Genomic DNA, 23,572 nt, shown 5'->3' on the forward strand with positions numbered 1-23,572 from the left:
GTCCTCACTCCGGCCGGTCGAGGTCGAGGAACTGGGGACCGGCGTGGGTGATGGACCCGGCCCCGAAGGTGAGGAGCAGGTCCCCGGGCCGCGTGATCCCCAGCAGGGCCGCCGGCAGATCCTCGACCCGACCGGCCAGGTGGACCTCCTTCTGTCCGTGTGCGCGCAGGGCCTCCACGACTGCGGTGCCGTCCACGCCCTGGAGGGGGGGTTCCCCGGCGGGGTAGATGTCCGTGACCACCACCACGTCCGCCTCGAAGAAGGCCGTGCCGAACTCGTCGAGCAGGGCCCTGGTGCGGCTGTAGCGGTGGGGCTGGAAGGCGGCGACGATGCGGCGCTCCGGGAACCCGGCCCGGGCCGCCGCCAGGGTGGCGGCGATCTCCGTGGGGTGGTGCCCGTAGTCGTCGATGACGAGCACGCCGCCCTTCTCGCCCTTGAGCTGGAAGCGGCGGTCGGCCCCCGTGAAACTCGCGAGGCTGGCGCGCACCACCTCCCGCTCCACGTTCAGTTCCAGGGCCACGCCGATGGCGGCCAGGGCGTTCAGCACCATGTGGTGGCCGGGCACGCCCAGGCTGAAGGCGCCCAGGTCCTCGCCGAAGGCACTGACCTTGAAGTGGGTGCGGAAGCCCTCCTGGCGGATCTCCCGGGCGCGGATGTCCACCTGGGGGTGCGTGCCGTAGGTGTGCACCTGGCGCTTGAGACGGGGCCGCACCGCCGCGGCGTGGGGATCATCCATGCAGAGGAACACGGATCCGTAGAAGGGCACCTTGTTGGCGAAGGTCACGAAGGCCTCCTGGATCTCCTCCAGGTTGCGGTAGTGGTCCAGGTGCTCCCGGTCGATGTTCGTCACCACGGCGAGGGTGGGGTTCAGCATGAGGAAGCTGCCGTCGCTCTCGTCCGCCTCGGCCACGAGGAAGGGGCCCTTGCCCAGCTTGGCGTTGCTGCCGATGGTGCCCAGCTTCCCGCCGATGACGATGGTGGGATCGATGCCGCCCTGGCTCAGCACCTGGGCGATCATGCTGGTGGTGGTGGTCTTGCCGTGGGAGCCGGCCACGGCCACGCCGTACTTCATGCGCATGAGTTCCGCCAGCATCTCGCCGCGGGGGATCACGGGCACCTTGGCGGCATGGGCGGCCACGACCTCCGGGTTGTCGCCCTTCACGGCCGAGGAGATCACCACCACCTGGGCCCCTTCGATGGCGCGGCCGAGGTGGCCCAGGTGCACGGTGATGCCCAGGCTCCGCAGCCGCTGGGTGACGGCGCTCTCCTTCAGGTCGGAGCCAGAGACCTGGTAGCCGAGGTTGGCCAGCACCTCGGCGATGCCCGACATGCCGATGCCCCCGATGCCCACGAAATGAATGTGCTGGATCTTGCCGAACACCGGATCTCCCCCGAAGCTTGATGGGGCCAGCATATCGCCTCATGGCCCCCCCGTGGCACGGACCTCGCTTCAGGGGCATGACGCCACGTGGCGTCCAGCGAACTCGGAGGTAAGACATGACGTCCGCCAGCCTGCAGTTCCGCACCCTCGCCGCCCTGGCGTTGACCTCCCTTCTCTGTGGCGCTTCGCCACAAGACGAGCAGGGGCGTCGCGCCACGCCACAGCCGCGCGCCCCCATGCCCATGCGCTCCATGGACGAACAGCGCTCGGGTACCCCCATGCCCGTCGGGCCCCGCGGTGGCCGCAGCAGCGCTGGTGTGGAGGACGGGCCCATGGGCCGACGGCCCACCGCCCTGCCCCAGGGAGGCCGGGTCTCGATGTATGCCGGCACCCGGATCATCGTGCCGCCCGCCTGGGAGCGCTGCAGGGTCCAGCCGACCCTCACCTACTGGCAGGGCCGGGATCTCATGGCCCAGATCCAGTGGCTGTCCCGGAGGGGCTTCCTCCCGGTGACGCCGGTGGGCGTGGGCGTCAGCGCCCTCTCCGACTACACCCAGCGTCCCGCAGGCTGGCGGGCCTACGGGGTGGCGGTGCCTGCCGGTGGCCGCATCCAGGTGGAGGTCCACCACCCGAAGATCGGCTGGTTCCGGCTCATGGCCGTGAACAAGTGGGGACAGCCCGGGCCCGGCATGCTCCAGGCGGCCATGGCGCCTCAGCCCGTGATGATCACCCTCACGAACCCCGCCAAGGAGGCCACGGCGATGTACATCATCGTGGATGACCCGGCGTGGTGGTCCGACAAGGACAGCCCCTACACCCTCACCATCCGCCGGGATTGGGATCCCCTGAAGGTGGACCTCAGCCAGGTGCCCATGGTCGCCGGCCTCTGGGGTGCCTCGCCCAGCGTCAGTGCCGAGTTCTCCGGGCCCAGCCTGACCGGGCCTGCCGTGTATCCACATTGAGCCTTTCCCACCCGCAGAAACGGCCCGGCGGGGCCGTTTCTGCGCCAGGGCAGGCCTATGCCCAGGGACAGGCCCCCGTCACCTGAAGCCGGAAGGCGCGGGGTTCCACGGTGAGCTCGGCGCGGTCGCGCTCCGGGGCGGGTTCGCCATCCAGGTGCCAGGGCAGGGGGCGGTCCAGGTGGAGGATGGCCCGGAGAAGCCGCCCCTCCTGGCGCAGGGGCGTGTGGCCGCCCTCCCGGAACAGCACGGGGGCCTCGGCCAGCAGGTCGAACCAGGAGGGGCGGTGGAGGCTGGCCCACTGCAACGCGCCGTCCGTGGGATCGGCGTGGGGCGCGATCCAGAGGCCCGACCCGTACTGCGGCAGGTTGGCGAAACACAGGCTCCAGGCCCGCTCGGGAAGGTCCGGGTCGTGGCCCCGCCAGGCCTCCCGGATGCGCTGGAACCCCGACGTGGGCTCGGGATCCGGCCCGCGGAGCGCGTCCCAACGCAGATCCGCCTCGGGCCAGGTCCGCCAGAGCTGCCAGGTGGCCCGGGCGTAGCTGGCGAAGCCGCGGGAGGGCAGGCCGGCGAAGCGGTGGGCCACGGCCGCCTCGAAGCCGGTGCCGCAGAGGTTGAGGAAGGGGACGCCGTCCAGCCGCGGCAGGTCCACCTGCAGCTCCCGCCCCTCCAGCAGGCGCTGGAGCGCTCCCTCCGGCTCCAGGGGCGTGCGGAGGCCCCGCGCCAGCCCATTGCCGCTGCCGCCGGGAATGACGCCCATGGCCACGGGGCAGCCGGCGTCGAGGAGGGCCCGGGCCGCATGGTGCATGGTGCCGTCCCCGCCCCAGACCAGCAGGGGACCTCCCGCCGCCCTGGCCTGGGCGATGGCGGGGGCGTAATCCCAGGGCGGGCCGAAGGGCAGGGGCTCCACCCGGTCCCGGAGCTCCTTCGGCAGGGGCCGGAGCAGGGCGTCCGGATCCTTGGGATGCGTGCCCGACGCGGGGTTGAAGAGGACCGGCAGCCTCATGCCCGGAACCGGGCGGGCGGGGCCTCCAGGCGCAGGTCGTCGCCGGTGACGGGGTGCTTCAGTCCCAGCCGCCAGGCGTGGAGCCAGAGGCGGTCCGAGGGGGCGCCGCCGTAGAGGGTGTCGCCGAGGATGGGGTGCCCCAGGTGGGCCAGGTGGACGCGGATCTGGTGGGTGCGGCCCGTGTGGAGCCGGGCCACGACGTAGTGGCCGGGCACGAGGCCCGCGGTCTCCTCGCCCGTGGCGGGGCGGAAGTCCGTGCGGGCGGACTTGGGTTCCAGCAGGTCGCCGACGCAGCCGAAGCGTCCGGGATCGGCGCCGCGCAACCGCCCGATGGGGGCCTCCACGGTGCAGGCCCCAAGGGGCTCGGACAGCCGCGCCAGGTAGAGCTTCTCCATGTCCCGGGAGGCGAAGGCCGTGGCGAGGCCGGGGTTGGCGGCGGCGTCCTTGGCGAAGAGCAGCAGGCCCGAGGTGCCCTGGTCCAGGCGGTGGTGGAGGAACAGCTTCAGGTCCGGGCGCTGGGCCTTCAGGAGGGCCAGCAGGTCGTGGCGGTCCGAGGCCCAGGTGCCCTGGGTGGCCAGGCCCGCGGGCTTGTCCACGGCCAGCAGCCAGGGGTCCTCGAAGACCACGGGGATGGCCATCTCCGGCACGGGCGGCAGGTCGGGATCGAAGGCCACGCGGACCTCCGTGCCGGCCTTCAGCAGGCGGCCCGCCACCCGCATCCGCTTCCGGTCCACCTGCACGCCGCCGAGCTTCAGCGCCTCCCGGGCGGCCCGGCGGCTGAGCCCGGTGCGCTGGGCGACGAGCTGGTCCAGGCGGAGGGTGCTGTCCTCCGCGGCCACGGTGAAGGTCCATTTCTGCAAGGCCATGGCTTCAGCCTACACGCAGTCCCGGAACGCCCCTTCGGCCCTGGTGCCACCCGGCGGCCGGTCAGATCGAGTAGCCGTGGCTGCCGGACTCCAGGGCCTGCTGGCGGGCGGCGAGGTCGGCCAGGCTGGTGTCCCGGAGGACGGCCCGGGCCGCCTCCGCACTGCGGAGCCAGGCCTCCCGCACGGCCCGCGCCCCGGCGGTGGCGCCGGGCTCCGCCTCCGGGGCCCCCAGGCGGCCCTCCAGGGCCTCGATCACCTCCAGGGCCGTGATGTGGCTGGGGTGCCGCGCCAGCTCGCAGCCCCCGCTGGGACCGCGCTGCACCTTCACGAGACCGGCGGTCTTGAGCGGGCCCAGCAGCACGCGGAGGAACTTGGGCGGCAGGGCCTGGCGGGCCGCCACCGCGTCCACCAGGACGGGGCCCCGGCCCGCCTGCAGGGCCAAACCCACCATGAACTGAAGTCCGTAGCGACCTTTCGCCGTACCTTTCATCAACCGCCTCCGGGAATGAGGATAACCGAATACATAATAAAATCAATTAACAAACTTGACAATTGCGAAATCGGAAGCCATGCTTCTGGATCCGGGCCTCGCCCGTCCCCTTCGGAGAACCCCATGAGCCGCCCCACCGACCGTCCCGACCGCGTGGACCACGCCTACCAGCTCATCGGCCGCACCCCGGTGGTGCGCCTCAACCGGGTGGTGCCCGCCGGCGCCGCCACGATCTACCTCAAGCTCGAGAGCGCCAACCCCGGCGGCTCCGTGAAGGACCGCATCGCCCTGAGCATGATCGAGGACGCGGAGGCCCGGGGCGTCCTGAAGCCCGGCATGCGCATCCTGGAGGCCACCAGCGGCAACACGGGCGTGGGCCTGGCCTTCGTGGCCACGGCCAAGGGCTACCCCTCCACCCTGGTGATGCCCGACACCATGACCCAGGAGCGTCGCTCCCTCCTGAAGGCCTACGGCGCGGAGCTGATCCTCACGCCGGGCAGCCTCGGGATGAAGGGCGCCGTGGAGAAGGCGGAGGAACTGGCCGCCGCCGATCCTTCCTATTTCGTGGTGCGCCAGTTCGACAACCCGGCCAACCCGGAGGTCCATCGCCGGACCACGGCCCTGGAGGTGCTGGCCCAGGTGCCCGAGCTGGACGCCTTCGTGGCGGGCATCGGCACCGGCGGCACCGTCACCGGGGTGGGCGAGGTCCTGGCCCAGAAGAAGCCCGGCACCCTCGTGGTGGCCGTGGAGCCGCTGGATTCGCCCATCCTCACCCAGGGGAAGGCGGGTCCGCACAAGATCCAGGGCCTCGGCGCCAACTTCGTGCCCTCCATCCTCAACCGCAACGCCTTCCAGCGGATCGAGGACGTGGCCTACGACGACGCCCTGGCCATGGCCCGCCGGCTGGCCCGGGAGGAGGCCCTGCTCTCGGGCATCAGCACCGGCGCCATCGTCCACGCCGCCGTGAAGGTCGCGAAGGAACTCGGCCAGGGGAAGACGGTGGTGGCGGTGCTCTGCGACACCGGCGAACGCTACCTGAGCCATCCCCTCTACGCCGAGATGGACCTGGCGGAGGCGGTCCGCTGAGCCGCCCGGCTCCGGCGCCTTCCCAGGGCCCCAGCTGTCCCGTCGTCTCCGGCCTCGTGGACGACGGGGCGGCGCGGATCGCGGCCCTGGCCGTCCTGGTTCTCGCCAGCCTCGCCGCCTGGCGGGGCCTGGGCTGGCTCGCCCTGGCCCTGGCGGCGGACTTCGGCCTCCGTGCCGCCGGGTGGCCGGACCTCAGCCCCGTCGCCCGCGCCGCCGGGCTGGCGCGCCGGCTGGCGGGGCTGGCCCCGCGGCCGGTCAACGCCGGCCCCAAGCGCTTCGCCGCCTCGGTGGGCTGCCTGTTCTCCCTGGGGACAGCGCTGGCGCTGCTGGCCGGGGCCCGCACCCTGGGCCTCGGCCTGGCGGCCGTCCTGGCCGTCTGCGCGGGTCTGGAAGCGGCCTTCGGATTCTGCCTGGCCTGCCGCCTCCATCCCTGGCTGATCCGTGCCTATCCTGGGGGGCACCGCCTGGGGACCCCATGAGACCCGTTGCCCTCCTCCTCGCCGCCTCGCTCCTCCAGGCCGGGGCTCCTGCGGCGGAGAAGGCCACGGCCTTCGAGCGGGCCGTGGTCCAGGAGATGAGCGACGCCCGCGTGTCGCCGCGCGCCTATGCCGAGCACCTCCGCGCCCTCCGGGACGCCTTCGAGGGCACCCTCTGGCGTCGGCCCGGGCGGGTGCCCCTGCGCACGGAGGAGGGCGTGGCGGCCCTGGACGAGGCCATCCGCTTCCTGGAAACGGCCCGTCCCGCGGGTCCCCTGCGCTTCAACGAGGGGCTGGCCCGGGCCGCCAAGGCGCACGCGCAGTACCTGGGCTCACGGGGCCTGCTCAGCCACCAGGGCCGGGACGGCAGCGGGCCCGCGGCCCGGCTGGACCGTCTGGGGCGCTGGCAGTCCCTGGTGGCCGAGAACATCAGCACCGGCGAGGACGATCCCCGGCTGGTGGTGGTCCAGCTGCTGGTGGACGACGGGGTGCCCAGCCGCGGGCACCGGAAGAACCTCTTCAACCCGGACCTCCACCAGGCCGGGGCGGGGGCGGCGGCCCACGCGCAGTACGGCACGGTCTGCGTCATCGACTATGCCGACGGCTTCGTGGCGGACCGCTGAGGATGGGGTTTCCTGCTAGCCTGGGCCATCCCTTCCCGGAGATGGCATGGGCTTCCTGGCGAGTCTGGGCGCGCCGGTGCGCCGGTTCCTGGTGTTCCTGGGCGACCAGGCCCACCTGGTGCTCCAGACCCTCCGCTACGCCCTGACCCTGCGCCTGGACCAGCTCCCGGTGGTGGGCGCCCAGGCCCGGCTCCAGATCCGCTTCACGGGCCTCGACGCCCTGCTGCTGACCTGCGGCACGGCCCTGCTGCTGGGCGGCGTCACGCTCATCCAGGCCTTCAGCCAGCTCTCCGGCCTGGGGGCGGAGAACTACATCGGCCTGCTCATGGTGCTCATCATCTTCCGCGAGCTGGGGCCGCTGCTCACCGCGGTGCTGGTCATCGGCCGCAGCGCCACGGCCATCGCCGCGGAGCTGGGGACCATGCAGCTGAACGGCGAGGTGGACGCCCTGGCGGCCCACGGCGTGAACCCCTACCAGTACCTGCTGCTGCCCCGCTGGCTGGGCGTGCTGGTCTCGGTGTTCGCCCTGGTGGTGTTCTTCGACGCCTCGGCCCTGGTCGGCGGTTTCCTGGTGGCGCGGCTCAAGCACGGCGTGACCCTGGGCTTCTTCATGGATTCCGTCCGCGACGCCCTCATGAACCGCGACCTGGCGGCCACCCTGCTCAAGGTGGCCCTCTTCAGCGGGGCCATCGCCTTCCACGCCTGTCACTACGGCCTCGGCATCCGCCGCAGCCAGACGGAGATCCCCCAGGCCGTCACCAAGACGGTCGTCTCCGCCCTGGTGGCGGTCTTCCTGCTGGACGGTCTCGTGACCGCCTTCTTCTACTTCTGACCATGCTCCTCGCCGACGACCTCGCCCTCGATGCTCCGGACGGACGCCCGCTCTTCTCGGGCCTTCACCTGTCGCTGGAGCCCGGGGCCAACCTGCTGGTGCTCGGGCCGGGCGGATGCGGCAAGAGCCAGCTGCTCCGGGCCCTGGCGGGCACGCTCCCGCCGCGCTCCGGGCGGGTCCGCGTGGGCGGCGTGGACCTCTGGCCCGGGGAGGGCGCCCTGGCCCTGGCGGGCCGCGTCCGGCTCGGCTTCGTCTTCGCCCAGGGCGGGCTGCTCTCCAACCAGACGCTGCGGGACAACGTGACGCTGCCCCTGCGCTTCGGGGGGATGTCCGCGGGCGAGGCGGTGGGCCGCGCGGAACGCGCCCTGTCCCGCTTCGGACTCGGGGCCGTGGCCGGCTTCCGCCCCCACGCCGTGAGCGCCGGGGCCCGCAAGCTGGCCAGCTACGCCCGGGTCGCGGCCCTGGAACCCGACCTCGTCATCCTGGACGATCCCCTGGAGGGCGTGGAGAGCGGCGACCGGGCCGAGGTCCTGGACCTGATCCAGGCCTGGGCGGCCGACCCGGCCCGCACCCTCGTCCTGGCCCTGGAGGACCCCGGCCCCTTCGCCGGCCTTCCCGCGCGGCGCCTGCATCTGGCGCCGGGCGGCCTCTCCCCTTCCGACCCGGAGCAGCCATGAACTTCGACAAGCAGGATGTCCGGCTGGGCGCCTTCGTCCTCGCGGCCCTGGGGCTGTTCCTGGGCCTGCTGGTCTTCAAGAACGCCCGCGCCGTGGTGGAGCGGTCCTACCCGCTGGTGGTGCGCCTGGACAGCATGGAGGGCCTGGCGCCCGGCAGCGATGTGGAGCTCAAGGGCTATCGCGTGGGCGCCGTGGATCGGGTGGACATGCGCCAGGAGGGTGTGGACTACCACTTCCTCGCCACCCTCTCCATCCGCCAGGACATCCGCCTGTGGCGGGGCACCCGGGCCCTGGTGGCCGCCAAGGGCCTGGGCAGCACCTTCCTGGACCTCCAGCTCCCGGACCCGGCGGAGCGGACGGTGGTCCTGGCCCCCGGCGACCAGATCCCGGGCGACCAGGGCGTGTCCCTCGGCAGTGTGCTGGAGAAGGCGGACCGGCTGCTCGACACCCTCACTGGGAGCGTGGAGGCCCTCCGCGACCGCCTGCGCACCCACGGCCTGGGCGACGTGCTGGACCATCCCGCGGTGAAGCAGGCGCTCCAGTCCCTGAACGGCGCCCTGCGGGAATTCCAGGCCCTCGCGCAGGAGGGGCGCGGCCTCGTGGGCCACGCGGACCGCAGCATGGGCGAGGCGGACAAGGCCCTGGCGGACCTGGAGAAGAGCCTGGCCATCACCCGCGGGCTGCTGGAGTCGCGGCGACCGGAACTGGACCGCATCGTGGTGAGCCTGGCCGCCACCCTCCAGCAGGCGGACGCCCTGCTCTCGAGGTTCCGCGCCGAGGACCAGCCTGAGCTGGAAACCAGCCTCAAGACCCTGCGCCGATCCCTCGATTCCGTCGAGGAACTGCTCCAGCTCCTCAAGCAGAAGCCCAGCCGGGCCGTGTGGGGTACGCCCAGCGATGCCGAACGCGAGAAGGCACGGAAGGCGCTGGAGGCCGCGAGACAGGCCCCTGGCCCGGGGAGGTGAAGCCATGCTGCCGATGGATCTGAAGACTACGTTCCTGGTGGTGGATCCTGGGCTGTCGGTCCATCCGGTCCCAGTGGGGCCGACGCTCTACCAGGATCTCGAGGCCCGGTTCCAGGGATTCCGGCAGTGCCTGCTTGTGGCGGTGCACTGGTTCGACCGGGACTGGCCCACCTGGGAGCGGCATCCCATGGGCGATGAGATCCTGGTCCTCCTGTCCGGCCGGGCCGAACTGCGGCTCTGGGAAGGGGGCAGCGCCCGGACCCTCCCCTTCGACAGGCCGGGGACCTCCGTGATCATCCCGAGGGGCACCTGGCACACCGCCAGCATCGAAGGCGAATGCAGGATCCTCTTCATCACGCCGGGGGAGGGAACCGTCAACGCGGCCCACCCCGGGGAGGGGCAGGGCTGATCCCTGCTGGCCCCGCCTGAAGGTCTGCAGGGGCCCTGCCAGGGCGCGAGGGCGTCGCAAGGGTTGGATCCCGGGAGGATCCGCATTGGCCAGGGTGGTCTGGTCTTTGCGACCTTGAATCATCCTCAAACCGCCCCATGCTGGGGGCCTGTTTCCGGGGGACCCTGCGGTGCGCGGGGGCCCCGCGGGTGTCCCATCTTCGCTTCCGTGCCAGGGAGGCCCGGCCTCCCTGTGGCCGGAAGCGCCTGTCCAAAGGAGGACCCATGGGCAGCATCGCAACCATCCACAATGGCGTGAATGTGGAGGACCTGAACGCCATGGTGGCCCAGGTGGAGGCCAAGCCGGACCTCGGGCGCTTCACGTTCCGGTCCCGGGCCAAATGGATCAACCGGGCCCACTCCCAGAGCACGTTCGACTCCCTCTACGGGGCGGGGCAGGAGCACAAGCGGGCCGCCCCCCTCTTCATGGAGGGCGATGAACCCGCCGCCCTCCTCGGTACGGACCTGGCGCCCAGCGCCGGGGAGGCGGCGCTCCACGCCCTGAGCTCCTGCCTCAGCGTGACCTACGCCTACACGGCGGCGGCCATGGGCATCGAGATCACCAGCCTCAGCTTCGACCTGGAGGCCGACACGGACCTCCGGGGGTTCCTCGAACTGGACAAGGACATCCGCCCCGGCCTGTCCCAGATCCGCGTGAAGGTGAACCTCGCCTGCAACGGCACCCCCGAGCAGGTGAAGGCTCTCCATGAGCAGGTCCGGCGGACCTCGCCGATCTACGACACCTTCCGGAACCCGGTCGACATCAAGATGACCACCTGACCGGCGCGGCAGGGGCCCGCGCCACCTTGCGCCTCTGGCCGGCGCGGGGTGGCGCGGGTTCTGTCCGGGATCCTACAGGCGATCCAGGCCTTCCTTCCCGAAGCTCACCTTCCACACAAGGGGCTCGTAGGTGGCCAGACCCTGCTGGAAGAACGGATCGCCATCGCGGATGGCATCCAGGTCCGCCAGGGGGTTGGCGTCCTGCACGCGGAAGAGGATGACGCCGCCGTTGCGGGGATCCATGGGGCCCGAGGCCAGCAGGATGCCCTGGGCCTGCAGGGTGCGGAGGTAGGCCCGGTGGGCCTCCGTGACCGCCTCGATCTCGGCGATGGGGCGGCGGTAGCGGACGATCATCAGGGCGTACATGGGAGACTCCTAGTCCCGCACGATGCGGGTGCCCACCGTTTCGGGATCCTCGACGGCCAGGGCCTCGGCGGTGGTGATGAGCACCTCGTGGCCGCCGCCATCGAGGTAGGCCAGGGCGCTCTCGATCTTGGGGCCCATGCTGCCGGGCGGGAACTGCCCCTCGGCCAGGTGCTTCCGGGCTTCGGTGGCGGTGAGGCGGTCCATCCAGCGCTGGGTGGGCTTGCCGAAGTCGAGGGCCACCTTGGCCACGCCGGTCAGGATGATGAACAGGTCGGCCTCCAGCTGGGCGGCCAGCAGGGCGCTGAGCCGGTCCTTGTCGATGACCGCCTCCACGCCCACCAGGAAGCCGCTGGCGTCGCGGATCACCGGGATGCCGCCGCCGCCCCCGGCGATGACGCAGTGGCCCTTCCCGAGCAGGGTCTTGATGGCGTCGAGCTGGACGATCTCCAGGGGGCGGGGCGAGGGCACCACCTTGCGCCAGCCGCGACCCGAGTCCTCCTTCATCTTCCAGCGCTTCGACCGCATCAGCTCCAGGGCGCGGAACTCCGGGTAGAAGGGGCCCACGGGCTTGGTGGGGTCCTGGAAGCCCTTGTCCTCCTTGTCCACCACCACCTCGGTGAGCACGGAGGTCACGGGGGCCTCGAGCTTCATGAACCGCAGGCGGTTGATGAGCATGCGCTCCAGCATGTAGCCCATGGAGCCCTGGGTCATGGCGCCGCAGATGTCCAGGCTGTAGCCGGGAATCTGGCCCGAACCCGCCTCCTGCTGGATGAGCAGGTTGCCCACCTGGGGCCCGTTGCCGTGGACCACGCAGAGGGCGTAGCCCTCCGACACGACGTGGGCCAGCATCTCCGCCGTCTCCCGGGCGTTCTCCAGCTGCTCCTCCTGGAGCCCGCGCTCTTTCTCTTTCAGGAGCGCGTTGCCGCCGATGGCGAGGAGGGCGATTTTTCGGGCCATGGGGGGCACCTGGAAAAACGAGAAGTCTACCCGAAGGGCCCGGGAATGCCAGTGATCCGGGGCAAAGGTCCCGTTCTGATCCAGGCCGGAAGCGGCTAGAATCGAAGGTTTACGGACGTCCTCCCATGCACATCCAGGAACTGATCCTCCGCCTGCAGCGGTTCTGGGCCGACCGGGGCTGCCTCATCGGCCAGCCGTACGACCTGGAAAAGGGCGCGGGCACCATGAACCCGCTCACCTTCTTCGGCGCCCTGGGCAGCAAGCCCTGGAACGTGGCCTACGTGGAGCCCTCCCGCCGCCCGGCGGACGGCCGCTACGGCGAGAACCCCTTCCGCGTCTACAAGCACCTCCAGTTCCAGGTGATCCTCAAGCCCTCGCCCGCCAAGGTGCAGGACCTCTACATCGAGAGCCTGGAGGCCCTGGGCATCGACCTCTCCAAGCACGACCTCCGCTTCGAGGAGGACAACTGGGAGTCGCCCTCCCTCGGCGCCTGGGGCGTGGGCTGGCAGGTGGTGCTGGACGGCATGGAGATCAGCCAGTTCACCTACTTCCAGCAGGTGGGCGGCCTGGACTGCCGGCCCGTGAGCGCCGAGCTGACCTACGGCATCGAGCGCATCTGTATGTTCCTGGGCGGCTACGACAACATCTTCGACCTCGTCCACGGGAACGTGACCACGGACGACGGCGTGTTCCCCGTGACCTACGGCCAGATGCGCCAGCGCGAGGAGTTCGAGCTCTCCGCCTACAGCTTCGAGCACGCCGACATCGACCTGCACCGTACCCTCTTCGACGCCTTTGAGAAGGAGGGCTGGCGCCTGCTCAACGACCACGGCCACTTCCTCAGCGCCTACGAGCAGGCCCTCAAGATGAGCCACACCTTCAACGTCCTCGACGCCCGCGGCGCGGTGAGCACCACCGAGCGCCCCGGCATCATCAAGCGCGTCCGCGACCTGGCCTGCGCCTGCGCCCGGGCCTACCTGGAGCACGCGGAGGGCGCCGCCGTGCCGGTCGAAGCCGCCGGGAAGGGAGGTGCCCAGTGAGCGCCACGAAGACCTTCCTGCTGGAGCTTCACTGCGAGGAGATCCCGGCGCGGTTTTTGAGACCGCTGCACGTCGAGTTCAATCATTCATATTTCAAGTTTATGGAGAAGGAATCGCTGCTTCCAACTGGAATGGCTGTGACTCCGTATGGAACCGTTTCGGAACCACTGCCCGACTTCATGTCCCCCAGGAAGTTGGCGTGGCGGATCCCGGGCCTTCCGGCCGCTCAGCCCGACCAGACGGAAACCCAGGTCGGTCCGCCCCAGCGCATGTGCGTGGACGAGGCCGGCAAGCCCACCATCCAGGGGCTGAAGTTCGCGGAGAAGTGGGGGGTGGAGTTCTCGGCCGTCCGCTTCGAGCAGCCGGCGGGGAAGAAGGAGCCCTGCGCGGTGGTGACGATTACGAAGCCGGGCCGGCCCACGGTGGAGCTGCTGGCGGAGGCCTTGCCGGGGCTCATCGCGGGCCTGCACGTGCCCAAGGCCATGCGCTGGGGCTCGTCGGAGTTCGAGTTTGTCCGCCCCATTCGCAACATTCTCTGCCTCTTCGGGGAGCAGGTGGTGCCCATCACCGTGGATGGCGTGGCCGCCACGAACACCACCTGGGGCCACCGTCTGTTCCATCGCCAGCATCCCGAACCGGTCAAGATCGCCACGCCGGAGTCCTACGAGGCCGCCCTGGAGGCCGCAGGGGTGGTCGTCAGCGTGGAGGTCCGGCGCCAGCGCATCGCCGCGCAGCTGGAGACCCTGGCCGCCGAGGCGGGGGGCCGCGTGGTGGCGGATCCGGAGCTGCTGGACACCCTGGCGGAGATCGTGGAGTTCCCGAAGGTGGTGCGGGGCGACTTCCCTTCCGATTTCCTGGAACTGCCCAAGGAAGTGCTGGTGGTGAGCCTCCGGGAGCACCAGAAGGCCTTCTGCATCGAGCAGGCCGATGGTGCCCTGCTGCCCTGCTTCCTCACCGCCGCCAACCGCGAGGACGATCCCGAGGGCTTCGTGAAGGCCGGCAACGAGTGGGTGCTGAAGGCGCGGCTCTACGACGCCCGGTTCTTCTTCGCCGAGGACCGCAAGCACCCTCTGGCCGACCGCCTGGAGAAGCTGAAGGCCCTCACCTTCCAGCGGGAGCTGGGCAGCTACCACGAGAAGACTGGCCGCGTCGTGGCCCTCACGAAGGCCCTCGCCACGCGGCTTTCGACCGATGACGCGCACATCGACCGGGCCCTAGAGGCGGCCCGCATGGCGAAGTGCGACCTGCGGACCCTCATGGTGGGCGAGTTCCCCGAGCTGCAGGGCGTCATGGGTGGCGAATACCTCCGCCACGAGGGCGCCCACGAGGAGGTCTGGAAGGCCATCAAGGAGCACTACCGCCCCATCGGCGCCGACGACGCCATCCCGGGCACCCCGATGGGCTGCCTGCTCTCCCTCTGCGACAAGCTGGACACCGTGGCGGGCTGCTTCGCCGTGGGCCTCATCCCCAGCGGCTCGAAGGACCCCCTCGCCCTCCGCCGCGCCGGCCAGGGCATCGTGCGCATCCTGTGGGAGCAGGGCTGGCCCCTGACCCTGGCGGACCTGGTGGAAGCGGCCCTCAAGGTGGTGGCCCCGAAGGCCACGAAGCCCGAGGCCGAAACCCGCGAGGCCCTGCTGACCTTCTTCAAGGACCGCGTGGCCTACCAGCTGGAACTGGCGGGTTATGCCGGATCCGTACGTCGGTCGGCCTCCGCGGTTGGCTGGATGGACCTGGTGGCCCTCAAGGCCCGCTGCGAGGCGCTGTCCGCCTTCGCCGAGGACGCGCGCTTCGCCAGCCTCGCCCAGAGCGCCAAGCGCATCGGCAACATCCTCAAGGACGAAATGCCCATCGAGGCCTTCGAGGCCGCCGTCCTCCAGGACGCCACCGAGAGGGCCCTGGCCGAGCGGTTGAAGGCCCTCGAGGCCACCGGCGACCACGGGACCCTCCTGGCCGCCCTCGCGGACTTGGCGGAACCCCTCGAAGCCTTCTTCACCGCCGTCATGGTGAAGTGCGACGATCCCGCCCTCCGCGCCGCCCGGCTCAGCCTCCTCCATCGCCTCCGCCAGGCCTTCCTGCGCGTGGCGGATTTCAGCCTGTGGCAGTAGGTCCCCGGACCGGAGACACACGTCACAACTGATCCTAGGCCCTTGGAAATCGTGGGCGGATCCCTGTATGTTCGGAGAAACACCCGCACTCCAGGAAGGATTTGGCATGCGCCACTGTTTCGCGTCGGCTTCAATGTTGGTTTGCGCTGCTTTATCGCTTCTGGCGGGTCCAGCCTTCCCTCCGGTCGGTCCAGAGGTGTGGGCCCTCCATGATTCGACCACCGAAGGGAAGGGTGCGCTGGTGCTGGAGGATCACGTCAAGATCCACTCCCGCTATGCCGAGTTCACGCAGCGCATCCGGATCCTTGCACCGGCCGGGAAGGGTGCGGCCGAATTCTCCGGATTCGACAAGGACTGTTATGACATCGCCGGCCGGACGGTATTGCCAGACGGCCAAATCATTCCCTTCTCCAGGAAGGATATGGCCACCAAGACCGTGGCGAAGGTCGGGTATGCGGAGGCGGAGCGCACCGTCGTGGTGGCGCCAGGCGTGACGGACAACTGCCTGGTGGAGATCGCGTGGAAGCAGTCCAAGCCCTACTACGATATCCAGCGGATGGCGTTCGGGCAGATGGAGCGTCTGACGCTCTCCGGCCCCTATCCTGTCCAGAAGGTGGTCGTGGAGATCCCCAAGGCCTTCGAATGGGCCTGGCAAGTGCAGACAGGCGGAGCACGCAAGGCCGACAGGACGGAGGAGGGCAACTTCACCGTCCTGACCCTCGAGGGGTTGCCCGGGATGGACAACCCCCCCTACAGCGTGGCGGGTCCGAGGCCCGCCTGCCGCATCATGCTCTTTCCCGTCCCGGAAAACCTTCGGTACGCGGCCTCCAAGGGGCCTGACGCCTACTGGAACGCAGTGGGACGAACAATCCTCAAAGACTATTTTGAACAGGGAATCGACAAGGGGCGGTCCTACCGGAACCTCCTGGCAACCCTTTCCGCGGGCCTTCCGGAGGCCCCGGGTCCCCGGGCCGTGGAACTGCTGAAGCGCCTGGATGGGGCCATCCAGAACACCACCTATCCCACGTACCAGGAGGAGGCTCTCCGTTCGAAGAAGGATGAGAAGGCGGAGATCGATCCCAAGGACCTGGATGCGGCCGCGGAACGCGGCCGCACGACAGCCACGGGGATGATGTTCCTCTACTGGGAGATGCTGAAGGATCTCGGCCTCAAGCCCCAGGTCGCCATGGTGGTGGATCGGGACCGGGCGGTCTTTGATCGCAAATTGCTATGTTGGCAGCAGTTCAATGATCTTTTGATCGGCGTGGCGAATCCTGGCGGGGACACCCTCTGGTTCGACCCGTCCCTCCGGTATGCCGCGCCAGGGGTCATCAGCCAGGACTACCAGGGCTCCACTGCCCTGGCCTTCGATCCGCAGAACTGGGAAGCCAAGGCCTTCCACGTTCCGGTCCAGGGATCCGCGGTGAATCAGCGCCGTTTCGACTACACGCTCGACCTGGGAGAGGACGAGGATCGCTTCACCCTTCGTGCTTCCCTCACCGGGCTCCCGGAATACGGGGAGCGCCGGACGTTCATGGCCCTCGGGCAGAAGGAGCAGAACCGCGCACTTCAGGACCGGCTTGAGCAGAAGTTCAAGGGCGTCACCTTCACCAAGGCGCAGGTCGAGCATGTTGTCGACCCCACCCAGAATGTGGCCTGGAGCGTCGAGGGGCGGATCGAACGGGATTCGGGCCGCCGACGCACAGTAGATCCGTTTCCGGCGAATGCATGGGCCCTCTGGATTCCCGACCGGCTGGATCCCGTCCGCAAGGAACCCATCGTTTTCCCGTATGCAAGTGCCTTCCAGGAAAAGAGCCGGTTCCGCATCCCCAAGGGGTACCGGCTCGGCGCCGTGCCGCCCTACAGCCAGGCCAATGCCTTTGGGCGGGTCGACTGGTCCATGGATCTCCAGGAGGGGGACCTCTGTGCCGTGACGGTCAAGGTGGAGCTCAGCCGGCCCATCGCAGGGGCGTCGGATTATGAGGCCTTCAAGGCCTTCCTGGGCTGGGTCAGGGAAGCCTGTGGGAGGACCCTCATCCTGGAGCGCCTGTGAATCGAGCGCGGGTGCTCCTTTGTCTGACGTTCTCATTCATCCTGCTGGGGGCGCCGAATGTGGACAAGCTGCCCTCGTGGGCCCGCGAATCCGCCCGGGAGGGCGTTCTGGTTGATCCCCCCGCCGGGGCTGATGCCTGGGTGCTGCTCGACCGCACGGAGTTCGCCTACGCCGGATCCGGGGAGGTGCGGCAGCGGCGCTACCGGTTGGTGCGCATCCTGTCGGAACGGGGCCTGGACGAGTCGATCTACGTCATAAGGGGGCTCGGGGGCAAGGGTAATCGGATCAAGCGGCTGAGGGGCTGGAACTGTCGCCCGGATGGCGAGGTGACCAAGCTGGATCAGGACAAAGTGGTCACGGTGGACAGCGATGACGACGACGAGATCACGACCGGACACGCCACCTTGGCCCGGCTGCCCAGGGTCGTGCAGGGGAGCCTGGTGGCCTTCGAAAGCGAACAGGTGGTCAATCTGGTCGCCGGGCCCGGGGCCACGGTCACCGCGATGCAGTCCAACCCGGTGCGCCGCTGGGAACTCGAACTGGCGACCTCAGATGGCTGGTTCACCGACCTGAAGGGCGTCCAGATGCGGCTGGAGACCCGGGACTTCAAACCGTGGCTCGGCCTGGATGACGTGCGGGATGGCACCCGGGTCCTCCTCAAGGATGTACCGGCCCTGCCCAAGGATGAACTCGCGACGCCGGATCTCATGAACGTCCTGCCACGCGTCCATCTCCGATTCATCGACGCGACACAGTCCGCCGCACCGGTCCTGGATGCCTGGGATTCCATCGCCCGCTGGGAGGAAGCACAGTTCCGGAAGAGCAGCCCCGCGATGCGGCTTCCGGGCGTCGCGCCCCTTCCCTCTCTCGTGGGACTGCGGGCGGTCATGGGCTGGATCTCCCACCAGGTGGCGTACCGCAAGGTCTACCTGACCCCGGAGCGCGGCTGGGTCCCCGAGAATGCCGAGGAGGTGGCCCGGAAACGCTACGGAGACTGCAAGGACATGACGGCGTTGTTCCTCGCCGCGGCGCGGGGGGCCGGGTTCGAGGCCTTCCCGGTGCTTGCCCGGATCATCACTGGCCGGATCCCCGCGGACCAGCCTGTCGGGCCCGACGCCTTCAACCACGTGATCGTCGCAGTCCGCCTCCCGTCGTCCTTCGGGTTGCCGGCGGAGATGGCGACCCCGAAGGGACGGTTCCTGCTGGCGGATCCCACGGATGCGTTCACCCCTCTGGGGCAGCTCGGGGATGCGCATCGGAACCGACGGGTCATGATCTGCCTTCCTGACGGGGCGCAATGGGTCCAGGTTCCGGCCACCGCGGTGCTTCGCCCGGAATTCGAGGCCCAGATCGATGGGCAGGTGGATGCCGGCGGGCGCCTCAAGGGGCGACTGGTTCTCCAAGAGGTCGGGGACGCCATGGGGCTGAGGTCCGCCTTTTCGGAGGGAACTCCGACGGCGAGGAAGGATCGCCTGGGGTCTCTCCTTTCGCTGCCCTTGGATGCCCAGTGGACGCTCCGCGAGGCATCGGACCCCCGGGAGCTGACCCAGCCCCTCCGGGTGGTCCTGGATCTGGATTATCCCGGCGCCCTCCGAAGGGAGGGGCGGGACTGGGTCCTCTCCGACTTCCTATTCCCCTCGGTTCCCACGGCCATCCAGCGGCCCGGCACGCCCCGGTGCTATCCGGTCGCATGGACCGGATGGCTCCGGTGGACCGTGGGGGGACGCCTGAGCCTTCCCGATCCCGCCTATCGGCCGGTCCTGGCGGCTTCCCGGGGAGAGAGCCCATTCAGGACCTGGACCTGGAAGGCGGAGGTCGCCAGAGGGGTGTGGACGTTCGGGTTCACCCAGGAGCGTCAGGACGCCTGGTTCGATTTTGAACATCGAGAGGACGGGGTCCGCGCGGCCAAGAAGGATCGGAGCCGATACCGGGAACTCCTCGACGAGGCGCCCGCCTTGAGGCTGGGGCCATGAAAGGATGCCCCTGCGCGGGTTGATCACTCAGGAAGGGTGCGCTCCGAGGCCGCTGGAGGTGGCCGATCCTACGCGAATGGGTGTCGCCCATTGGGGCCACCCTGGATTCGGACTTCCCGCTTTTCTGGTCCGGTAGGGACTCCCGCGTTCAGGGAGGCGAGAGGGGAGTTGCCTCTGCTTCCCGCCAACGCCAAGAAGGCCTGGAAGAAGGCAGAAGCGAGCGTGATCACCACTTGGCATATACCGACGAGGTCCTGGTCTTGCAGTCCATCCCCGGCGGGAATCCGGAGGCGGGCCTGTACACTAGGACTCCGGTCCCCGGACCCGGCGGGAGTCCCATGCACCACGAACGCATCGCGATCATCGACTACGGCAGCCAGTACACGCGGCTCATCACGCGGCGGCTGCGGGAGCTGGGGGCCTTCGGGCTGGTGTACAACTCCAACGCCACGGCGGCGGAGATCGCGGGAAAGGACCTGAAGGGCGTGATCCTCTCCGGCGGACCGAATTCGGTGCTGGAGCCCGGGGCACCGGGCCTGGATCCGGCCATCCTGGCGCTGGGCGTGCCCATCCTGGGCATCTGCTACGGCCAGCAGCTGCTGGCGCGCGACCTCGGCGGCCAGATCCACCGCAGCACCAGCCGCGAGTACGGCAAGGCGGAGATCACCGCCGTACCCGAGGGTTCGATGCTCTTCGCGGGGCTGCCCCACCAGCAGCAGGTGTGGATGAGCCACGGCGACCATGTGGAGGTGGCGCCGGCCGGCTTCACTGTCACCGCGAAGACCCCCAGCGTGCCCGTGGCGGCCATGGAGGACCCGAAGCGGCGCCTCTACTGCCTCCAGTTCCACCCCGAGGTCACCCACAGCGCCCAGGGCACGCCCCTGCTGCTCAACTTCCTCAAGTCCTGCGGCATGGCCCTGGACTGGAATGCGGGCAACTTCATCGAGGAGAAGGTGCAGGTCATCCGCGAGCAGGTGGGGAAGGGCACCGTGGTGCTGGGCCTCAGTGGCGGCGTGGATTCCAGCGTGGCGGCCCTGCTGCTGCACAAGGCCATCGGCGACCAGCTCACCTGCGTGTTCGTGGACCACGGCCTGCTGCGCAAGGACGAGATGAAGCAGGTCCAGGCCTACTTCGCCCCCTTCGAGCTGAAGGTGAACTGGGTGGACGCCTCCGACGAGTTCCTGGGGGCCCTGGCCGGCGTCACCGACCCCGAGCAGAAGCGGAAGATCATCGGCGGCAAGTTCATCGAGGTCTTCGAGCGCGAGGCGGGGAAGGTGAAGGCCGACTTCCTGGGCCAGGGCACCACCTACCCGGACGTGATCGAAAGCAGCGGCATCGGCGGCGCCATCCTGGTGAAGTCCCACCACAACGTGGGCGGCCTGCCGGAGCGCATGAAGCTGAAGCTGGTGGAGCCCCTCCGCGAGCTGTTCAAGGACGAGGTCCGCGCCACGGGCCTGGCCCTGGGCCTGCCCGAGGAGATGAACCAGCGGCATCCCTTCCCGGGACCGGGCCTGGCCGTGCGCCTGCCCGGCGCCATCACCCGGGAGCGGGTGACCATCCTCCAGAACGCGGACGCGATTTTCATGCAGGAGCTGAAGGACAGCGGCTGGTACCGGAAGACCAGCCAGGCCTTCGCCGTGCTGCTGCCCGTGCAGACCGTGGGCATCATGGGCGACGAGCGCACCTTCGAGTGGATGTGCGCCCTGCGGGCCGTGACCAGCGAGGACTTCATGACCGCCGACTGGGCCCGCCTGCCCCACGAGCTGCTGGACCGCATCGCCCAGCGGATCGTCCGCGAGGTGAAGGGCATCAACCGGGTGGTGTTCGACATCACCTCCAAGCCGCCGGCGACGATCGAGTATGAATAGCCTGGCCGCTCAGATCTCACGGCCGCACATCCTGTGCGGCCGCCCTTCGGGCCATCGCTCCGCGACGGTGGCCCTCCGCTCCTGCTCCGGGCTCATGACCGCCGACTGGGCCCGCCTGCCCCACGAGCTGCTGGACCGCATCGCCCAGCGGATCGTCCGCGAGGTGAAGGGCATCAACCGGGTGGTGTTCGACATCACCTCCAAGCCGCCCGCGACGATCGAGTACGAATAGTGGCCAAGCGACAGGAACCCGTCCGCAAGTCCGTCAAGGACACCCTGGAGGACCTGCTGGCGGGGCACCGCGAGGCGGCCTTCAGCGGGCCCGGGTCTGCCCTGAAGTACCTGCGCCGCACCTTCGAGGGGCAGGCGAGCCTGCCCAATGCGGTGAAGGCCGTGGCCTACGACCTCCAGGCCGAAGCCCAGGCGCAGACGGGCGACTGGGAGGCCTGCGCGGCCTCCGTGGGCCAGGCCCTCGGCTACCTGCCGGACCTGGAGGCGGCCTTCCCGCACGAGTTCCGGCGCATGCTGGAGGGGATGACGTGCTTGGAGCGGGGCATCCAGGCCCACAGCGAGCTGGGGGACTTCCACGCCGCGCTGGAACTCTGCGAGCGGGCCCTGGCGCTGGATCTGGGCGCGCACTACGCGGCGAAGCGGGATTCCCTGGATTGGGCCCGGTAGGACTCAGTCGGCGAGGGGGAAGACCAGGCGGAAGCCCTGGCCGCGTCCCGGAGCCCGGAACAGCTCGATGCGCCCCAGATGCCGTTCCACCACCCGCTTCACGATGGCCAGGCCGAGGCCAGACCCCTGGCCCTCCGCCTTGGTGGTGAAGTACGGCTCGAAGATGCGGTGCTGGTGGGCCTCGGGAATGCCTTCCCCGCCATCCTCCACCTCGAGCCAGGCCTCTGATCCGTGACGGCGCGTCCGCAGCAGGAGCAGCCCACCCTCCGGCATGGCGTCCCGGGCATTGAGCGCGAGGTTCAGGAGGGCCTGGGTGATCTCCACGGCCCGGACCTGCACGGGCAGGGATTCCTCGGTCGGTTCCAGCTCCAGCACGATGTGGTGGCCCAGGGCGGGCCGGACGAGCAGGCCGGCGTCCCTCAGGCAGTCGTTCAGGTCATGCCGGTGGAGGGGCTCCTCGTCCTTGCGCCCGAGGCTCAGGAGTTGCCGGTTCAGGGCCGCGCCCTGGCGGGCCGCGGCAAGCCCCGCGCGCACATCCTCGGCGGCCGGGGTGGAGCCGTCCCGGTCCAGGGCCCGGCCGAGGCGGAGCATGACGATGGAGAGCACATTGTTCACGTCGTGGATCACGCCACCGGCGAGGGCCGACATGATCTCGAAGCGCTGCGTCTGGAGCAGCTGGTCCTCCAGGCCCTGGCGTTCGCGCACGGCGCGGCCCGCCAGCTGGAGGCTCTGCCCCACCTGCCGGAGCTCCCAGATGTCGGAGTCGAAGTCGGGCACCTCCCCGCCCCGGTTCGCCGTCTCGGCCGAGTGCAGGAGCCGCTGCACGGGCTGGCCGTAGCGCCGGCTCATTCCCCGGAGGTAGAAGAGCCAGGCCAGCAGGAGGAGGCTCAGCACGAGGGTCAGCACGAGCCCGCCGTACCGGAGCAGCGGACCCCCGGGGACCATGGGGTAGGCCACCCAGAGGTCGCCGTGGAAGGCCGAACCCAGCTCCAGGGGGGCGCGGCAGGTCAGGAACGGCAGGCCTCCGATGTCGGCGGTGGCCATGGCCGGCCTGCGGTCGCCCCCGGGCCGATCGAGGAGGGCGCTGGCCCAGGGAATCGTCTCCACGGGAAGGACCTGGAAGGCCTCCCCCGGATCGGCCACCGACGGGGGCTGGGGCGGCACCAGCACCTGGTGGGACGGGTCGCTGATCATGGTCCGGCTGAAGGGATGGTCCAGGATCGAGGCCATCACGCGGCTGATCCGGGTCTGGGTGCTGTCGATGCAGACCACGCCCAGGCGCTGCCCGCCCCTGCCGCGCACCGGCACGAGGTACGAGAGGCCTCCCGCCGGCGTGCCGACGAACGGGTAGGGACGGGCCATCCAGCCCGGCTGGAGGCGGCCCATCCCCTCCTTGAACCAGGGCCGGGACTCCGGATACCCGTCGGGCAGGCGGACCCAGTCCACCCCGGGCGCCGGCGCGTCGACCTGCTTGGTCAGGCGGGCGCGGCCCGGTCCGAAGGCCGGCCCGCCTTGGATCAGGTCCCAGCCCCGCGCGGTCCGGACCAGGGTGCTGAAGCTGCCGCCGGGGGCGCAGAGGGTCACGTTCGAGATCAGGTCCTGCTGGCGCAGGAGGGGCAGGGCCGCCTGGAGGATGCGTCCGGGGTCCCCTGTCGGTTCGGGCGTGGCGGTCCAGGAGGCCGCCAACATCTGGCCGAGGCTCTCGAGCCCTTCCCCCTGGGAGGCGAGATCGCGCTGGATGGCCTCCACCCGGTAGCCGAGGACGGTCCGTGCCTGGGCCCGTCGCAGGGCGGCGGTCCCGACCCAGGACAGGACCATCAGGAGCCCGACGCCCGCCAGGGAAGGCAGGGCCAAGTCGAGGAAGAGGCGCCGGGAGAAGCGGGAAGGCGCGGGCGGGAGCGGAGGCTGGAGGTCCGGGGCCGCGGGCGTGGGTGGCATGGTCCG

The 23,572-nt window shown here is 70.0% G+C and carries 22 protein-coding genes and 1 pseudogene; 16 read left to right on the top strand and 7 right to left on the bottom strand.

Annotated elements, in window-relative coordinates:
* Window positions 1–4 precede the first annotated feature (4 nt).
* On the bottom strand, window positions 5–1,381 hold the full coding sequence (gene murC / locus QSJ33_RS00490) for a UDP-N-acetylmuramate--L-alanine ligase (RefSeq protein ID WP_285722064.1): 1,377 nt from the start codon (window positions 1,379–1,381) through the stop codon (window positions 5–7).
* Window positions 1,382–1,497: 116 nt separating this feature from the next.
* Here murC and QSJ33_RS00495 point away from each other — a divergent pair, with 116 nt between their 5' ends.
* Complete coding sequence (locus tag QSJ33_RS00495) at window positions 1,498–2,343, top strand: hypothetical protein (protein ID WP_285722065.1); 846 nt, start codon at window positions 1,498–1,500, stop codon at window positions 2,341–2,343.
* A 55-nt stretch (window positions 2,344–2,398) separates the two neighbouring features.
* Here the strand turns inward: QSJ33_RS00495 and QSJ33_RS00500 are convergent, their stop codons facing one another.
* From QSJ33_RS00500 to QSJ33_RS00510, 3 genes are all read right to left on the bottom strand, one after another.
* The gene (locus QSJ33_RS00500; protein ID WP_285722066.1) at window positions 2,399–3,346 is read right to left on the bottom strand and encodes a diacylglycerol/lipid kinase family protein; all 948 of its coding nucleotides are present in this window, start codon (window positions 3,344–3,346) and stop codon (window positions 2,399–2,401) included.
* Entirely contained in the window at window positions 3,343–4,212 is an 870-nt protein-coding gene (locus QSJ33_RS00505; protein WP_285722069.1) for an RluA family pseudouridine synthase, read from the bottom strand. Before QSJ33_RS00505 ends, QSJ33_RS00500 begins: the two co-directional genes overlap by 4 nt.
* Window positions 4,213–4,273: 61 nt before the next feature.
* Window positions 4,274–4,702: an RrF2 family transcriptional regulator gene (locus QSJ33_RS00510; protein WP_285722071.1), complete on the bottom strand. Its 429-nt coding sequence runs from the start codon at window positions 4,700–4,702 to the stop codon at window positions 4,274–4,276.
* 123 nt (window positions 4,703–4,825) lie between these two features.
* Between QSJ33_RS00510 and cysK the strand changes: the two genes are divergently transcribed.
* The 8 genes from cysK to QSJ33_RS00550 all read left to right on the top strand — a co-directional run bounded on the left by cysK (window position 4,826) and on the right by QSJ33_RS00550 (window position 10,588).
* On the top strand, window positions 4,826–5,788 hold the full coding sequence (gene cysK / locus QSJ33_RS00515) for a cysteine synthase A (protein WP_285722072.1): 963 nt from the start codon (window positions 4,826–4,828) through the stop codon (window positions 5,786–5,788).
* Between the two features lie 56 nt (window positions 5,789–5,844).
* Complete coding sequence (locus QSJ33_RS00520) at window positions 5,845–6,267, top strand: DUF4395 domain-containing protein (RefSeq protein ID WP_285722074.1); 423 nt, start codon at window positions 5,845–5,847, stop codon at window positions 6,265–6,267.
* Window positions 6,264–6,887, top strand: coding sequence for a CAP domain-containing protein (locus tag QSJ33_RS00525; RefSeq protein ID WP_285722077.1), 624 nt, complete (start codon window positions 6,264–6,266; stop codon window positions 6,885–6,887). The genes QSJ33_RS00520 and QSJ33_RS00525 overlap by 4 nt, the downstream gene beginning before the upstream one ends.
* Window positions 6,888–6,933: 46 nt before the next feature.
* Window positions 6,934–7,719, top strand: a complete 786-nt coding sequence (locus tag QSJ33_RS00530; protein WP_285722079.1) for an MlaE family ABC transporter permease — start codon at window positions 6,934–6,936, stop codon at window positions 7,717–7,719.
* Between the two features lie 2 nt (window positions 7,720–7,721).
* Complete coding sequence (locus tag QSJ33_RS00535) at window positions 7,722–8,396, top strand: ATP-binding cassette domain-containing protein (protein ID WP_285722082.1); 675 nt, start codon at window positions 7,722–7,724, stop codon at window positions 8,394–8,396.
* Window positions 8,393–9,361, top strand: a complete 969-nt coding sequence (locus QSJ33_RS00540) for an MlaD family protein (protein WP_285722083.1) — start codon at window positions 8,393–8,395, stop codon at window positions 9,359–9,361. The genes QSJ33_RS00535 and QSJ33_RS00540 overlap by 4 nt, the downstream gene beginning before the upstream one ends.
* A gap of 4 nt (window positions 9,362–9,365) precedes the next feature.
* Window positions 9,366–9,770 carry a cupin domain-containing protein gene (locus QSJ33_RS00545; protein ID WP_285722085.1) on the top strand — a complete coding sequence of 135 codons (405 nt, stop codon included), beginning with the start codon at window positions 9,366–9,368 and terminating at the stop codon, window positions 9,768–9,770.
* Between the two features lie 263 nt (window positions 9,771–10,033).
* Window positions 10,034–10,588 carry an OsmC family protein gene (locus QSJ33_RS00550; protein ID WP_285722087.1) on the top strand — a complete coding sequence of 185 codons (555 nt, stop codon included), beginning with the start codon at window positions 10,034–10,036 and terminating at the stop codon, window positions 10,586–10,588.
* A 72-nt stretch (window positions 10,589–10,660) separates the two neighbouring features.
* Here the strand turns inward: QSJ33_RS00550 and QSJ33_RS00555 are convergent, their stop codons facing one another.
* Both QSJ33_RS00555 and QSJ33_RS00560 read right to left on the bottom strand, forming a co-directional pair.
* Window positions 10,661–10,954 (bottom strand): YciI family protein, encoded by a 294-nt coding sequence (locus QSJ33_RS00555; RefSeq protein ID WP_285722089.1) that lies wholly within the window; start codon window positions 10,952–10,954, stop codon window positions 10,661–10,663.
* Window positions 10,955–10,963: 9 nt separating this feature from the next.
* On the bottom strand, window positions 10,964–11,911 hold the full coding sequence (locus QSJ33_RS00560) for a carbamate kinase (RefSeq protein ID WP_285722091.1): 948 nt from the start codon (window positions 11,909–11,911) through the stop codon (window positions 10,964–10,966).
* Between the two features lie 125 nt (window positions 11,912–12,036).
* On the opposite strand from QSJ33_RS00560, the gene QSJ33_RS00565 reads away from it, so the two are divergent.
* From QSJ33_RS00565 to QSJ33_RS00595, 7 genes and pseudogenes are all read left to right on the top strand, one after another.
* Window positions 12,037–12,951, top strand: a complete 915-nt coding sequence (locus QSJ33_RS00565; RefSeq protein ID WP_285722092.1) for a glycine--tRNA ligase subunit alpha — start codon at window positions 12,037–12,039, stop codon at window positions 12,949–12,951.
* Window positions 12,948–15,056, top strand: coding sequence for a glycine--tRNA ligase subunit beta (glyS, locus tag QSJ33_RS00570; RefSeq protein WP_285722093.1), 2,109 nt, complete (start codon window positions 12,948–12,950; stop codon window positions 15,054–15,056). The genes QSJ33_RS00565 and glyS overlap by 4 nt, the downstream gene beginning before the upstream one ends.
* A 421-nt stretch (window positions 15,057–15,477) precedes the next feature.
* On the top strand, window positions 15,478–17,109 hold the full coding sequence (locus tag QSJ33_RS00575; RefSeq protein WP_285722094.1) for a hypothetical protein: 1,632 nt from the start codon (window positions 15,478–15,480) through the stop codon (window positions 17,107–17,109).
* Between the two features lie 11 nt (window positions 17,110–17,120).
* Window positions 17,121–19,082 (top strand): transglutaminase-like domain-containing protein, encoded by a 1,962-nt coding sequence (locus QSJ33_RS00580; protein ID WP_285722095.1) that lies wholly within the window; start codon window positions 17,121–17,123, stop codon window positions 19,080–19,082.
* Window positions 19,083–19,420: 338 nt separating this feature from the next.
* On the top strand, window positions 19,421–20,950 hold the full coding sequence (guaA, locus tag QSJ33_RS00585; RefSeq protein ID WP_285722096.1) for a glutamine-hydrolyzing GMP synthase: 1,530 nt from the start codon (window positions 19,421–19,423) through the stop codon (window positions 20,948–20,950).
* Window positions 20,951–21,014: 64 nt separating this feature from the next.
* Window positions 21,015–21,182 (top strand): annotated as a pseudogene (locus QSJ33_RS00590) (GMP synthase (glutamine-hydrolyzing)); the annotation flags it as partial.
* The gene (locus tag QSJ33_RS00595; RefSeq protein ID WP_285722099.1) at window positions 21,182–21,628 is read left to right on the top strand and encodes a hypothetical protein; all 447 of its coding nucleotides are present in this window, start codon (window positions 21,182–21,184) and stop codon (window positions 21,626–21,628) included. The pseudogene QSJ33_RS00590 and the gene QSJ33_RS00595, both read left to right, overlap by 1 nt.
* Window positions 21,629–21,631: 3 nt before the next feature.
* On the opposite strand, the gene QSJ33_RS00600 is transcribed toward QSJ33_RS00595, so the two are convergent.
* On the bottom strand, window positions 21,632–23,566 hold the full coding sequence (locus QSJ33_RS00600; protein WP_285722100.1) for a sensor histidine kinase: 1,935 nt from the start codon (window positions 23,564–23,566) through the stop codon (window positions 21,632–21,634).
* Between the last annotated feature and the right edge of the window lie 6 nt (window positions 23,567–23,572).

This window comes from Geothrix rubra (assembly GCF_030268065.1).
GTDB lineage: Bacteria > Acidobacteriota > Holophagae > Holophagales > Holophagaceae > Geothrix > Geothrix rubra.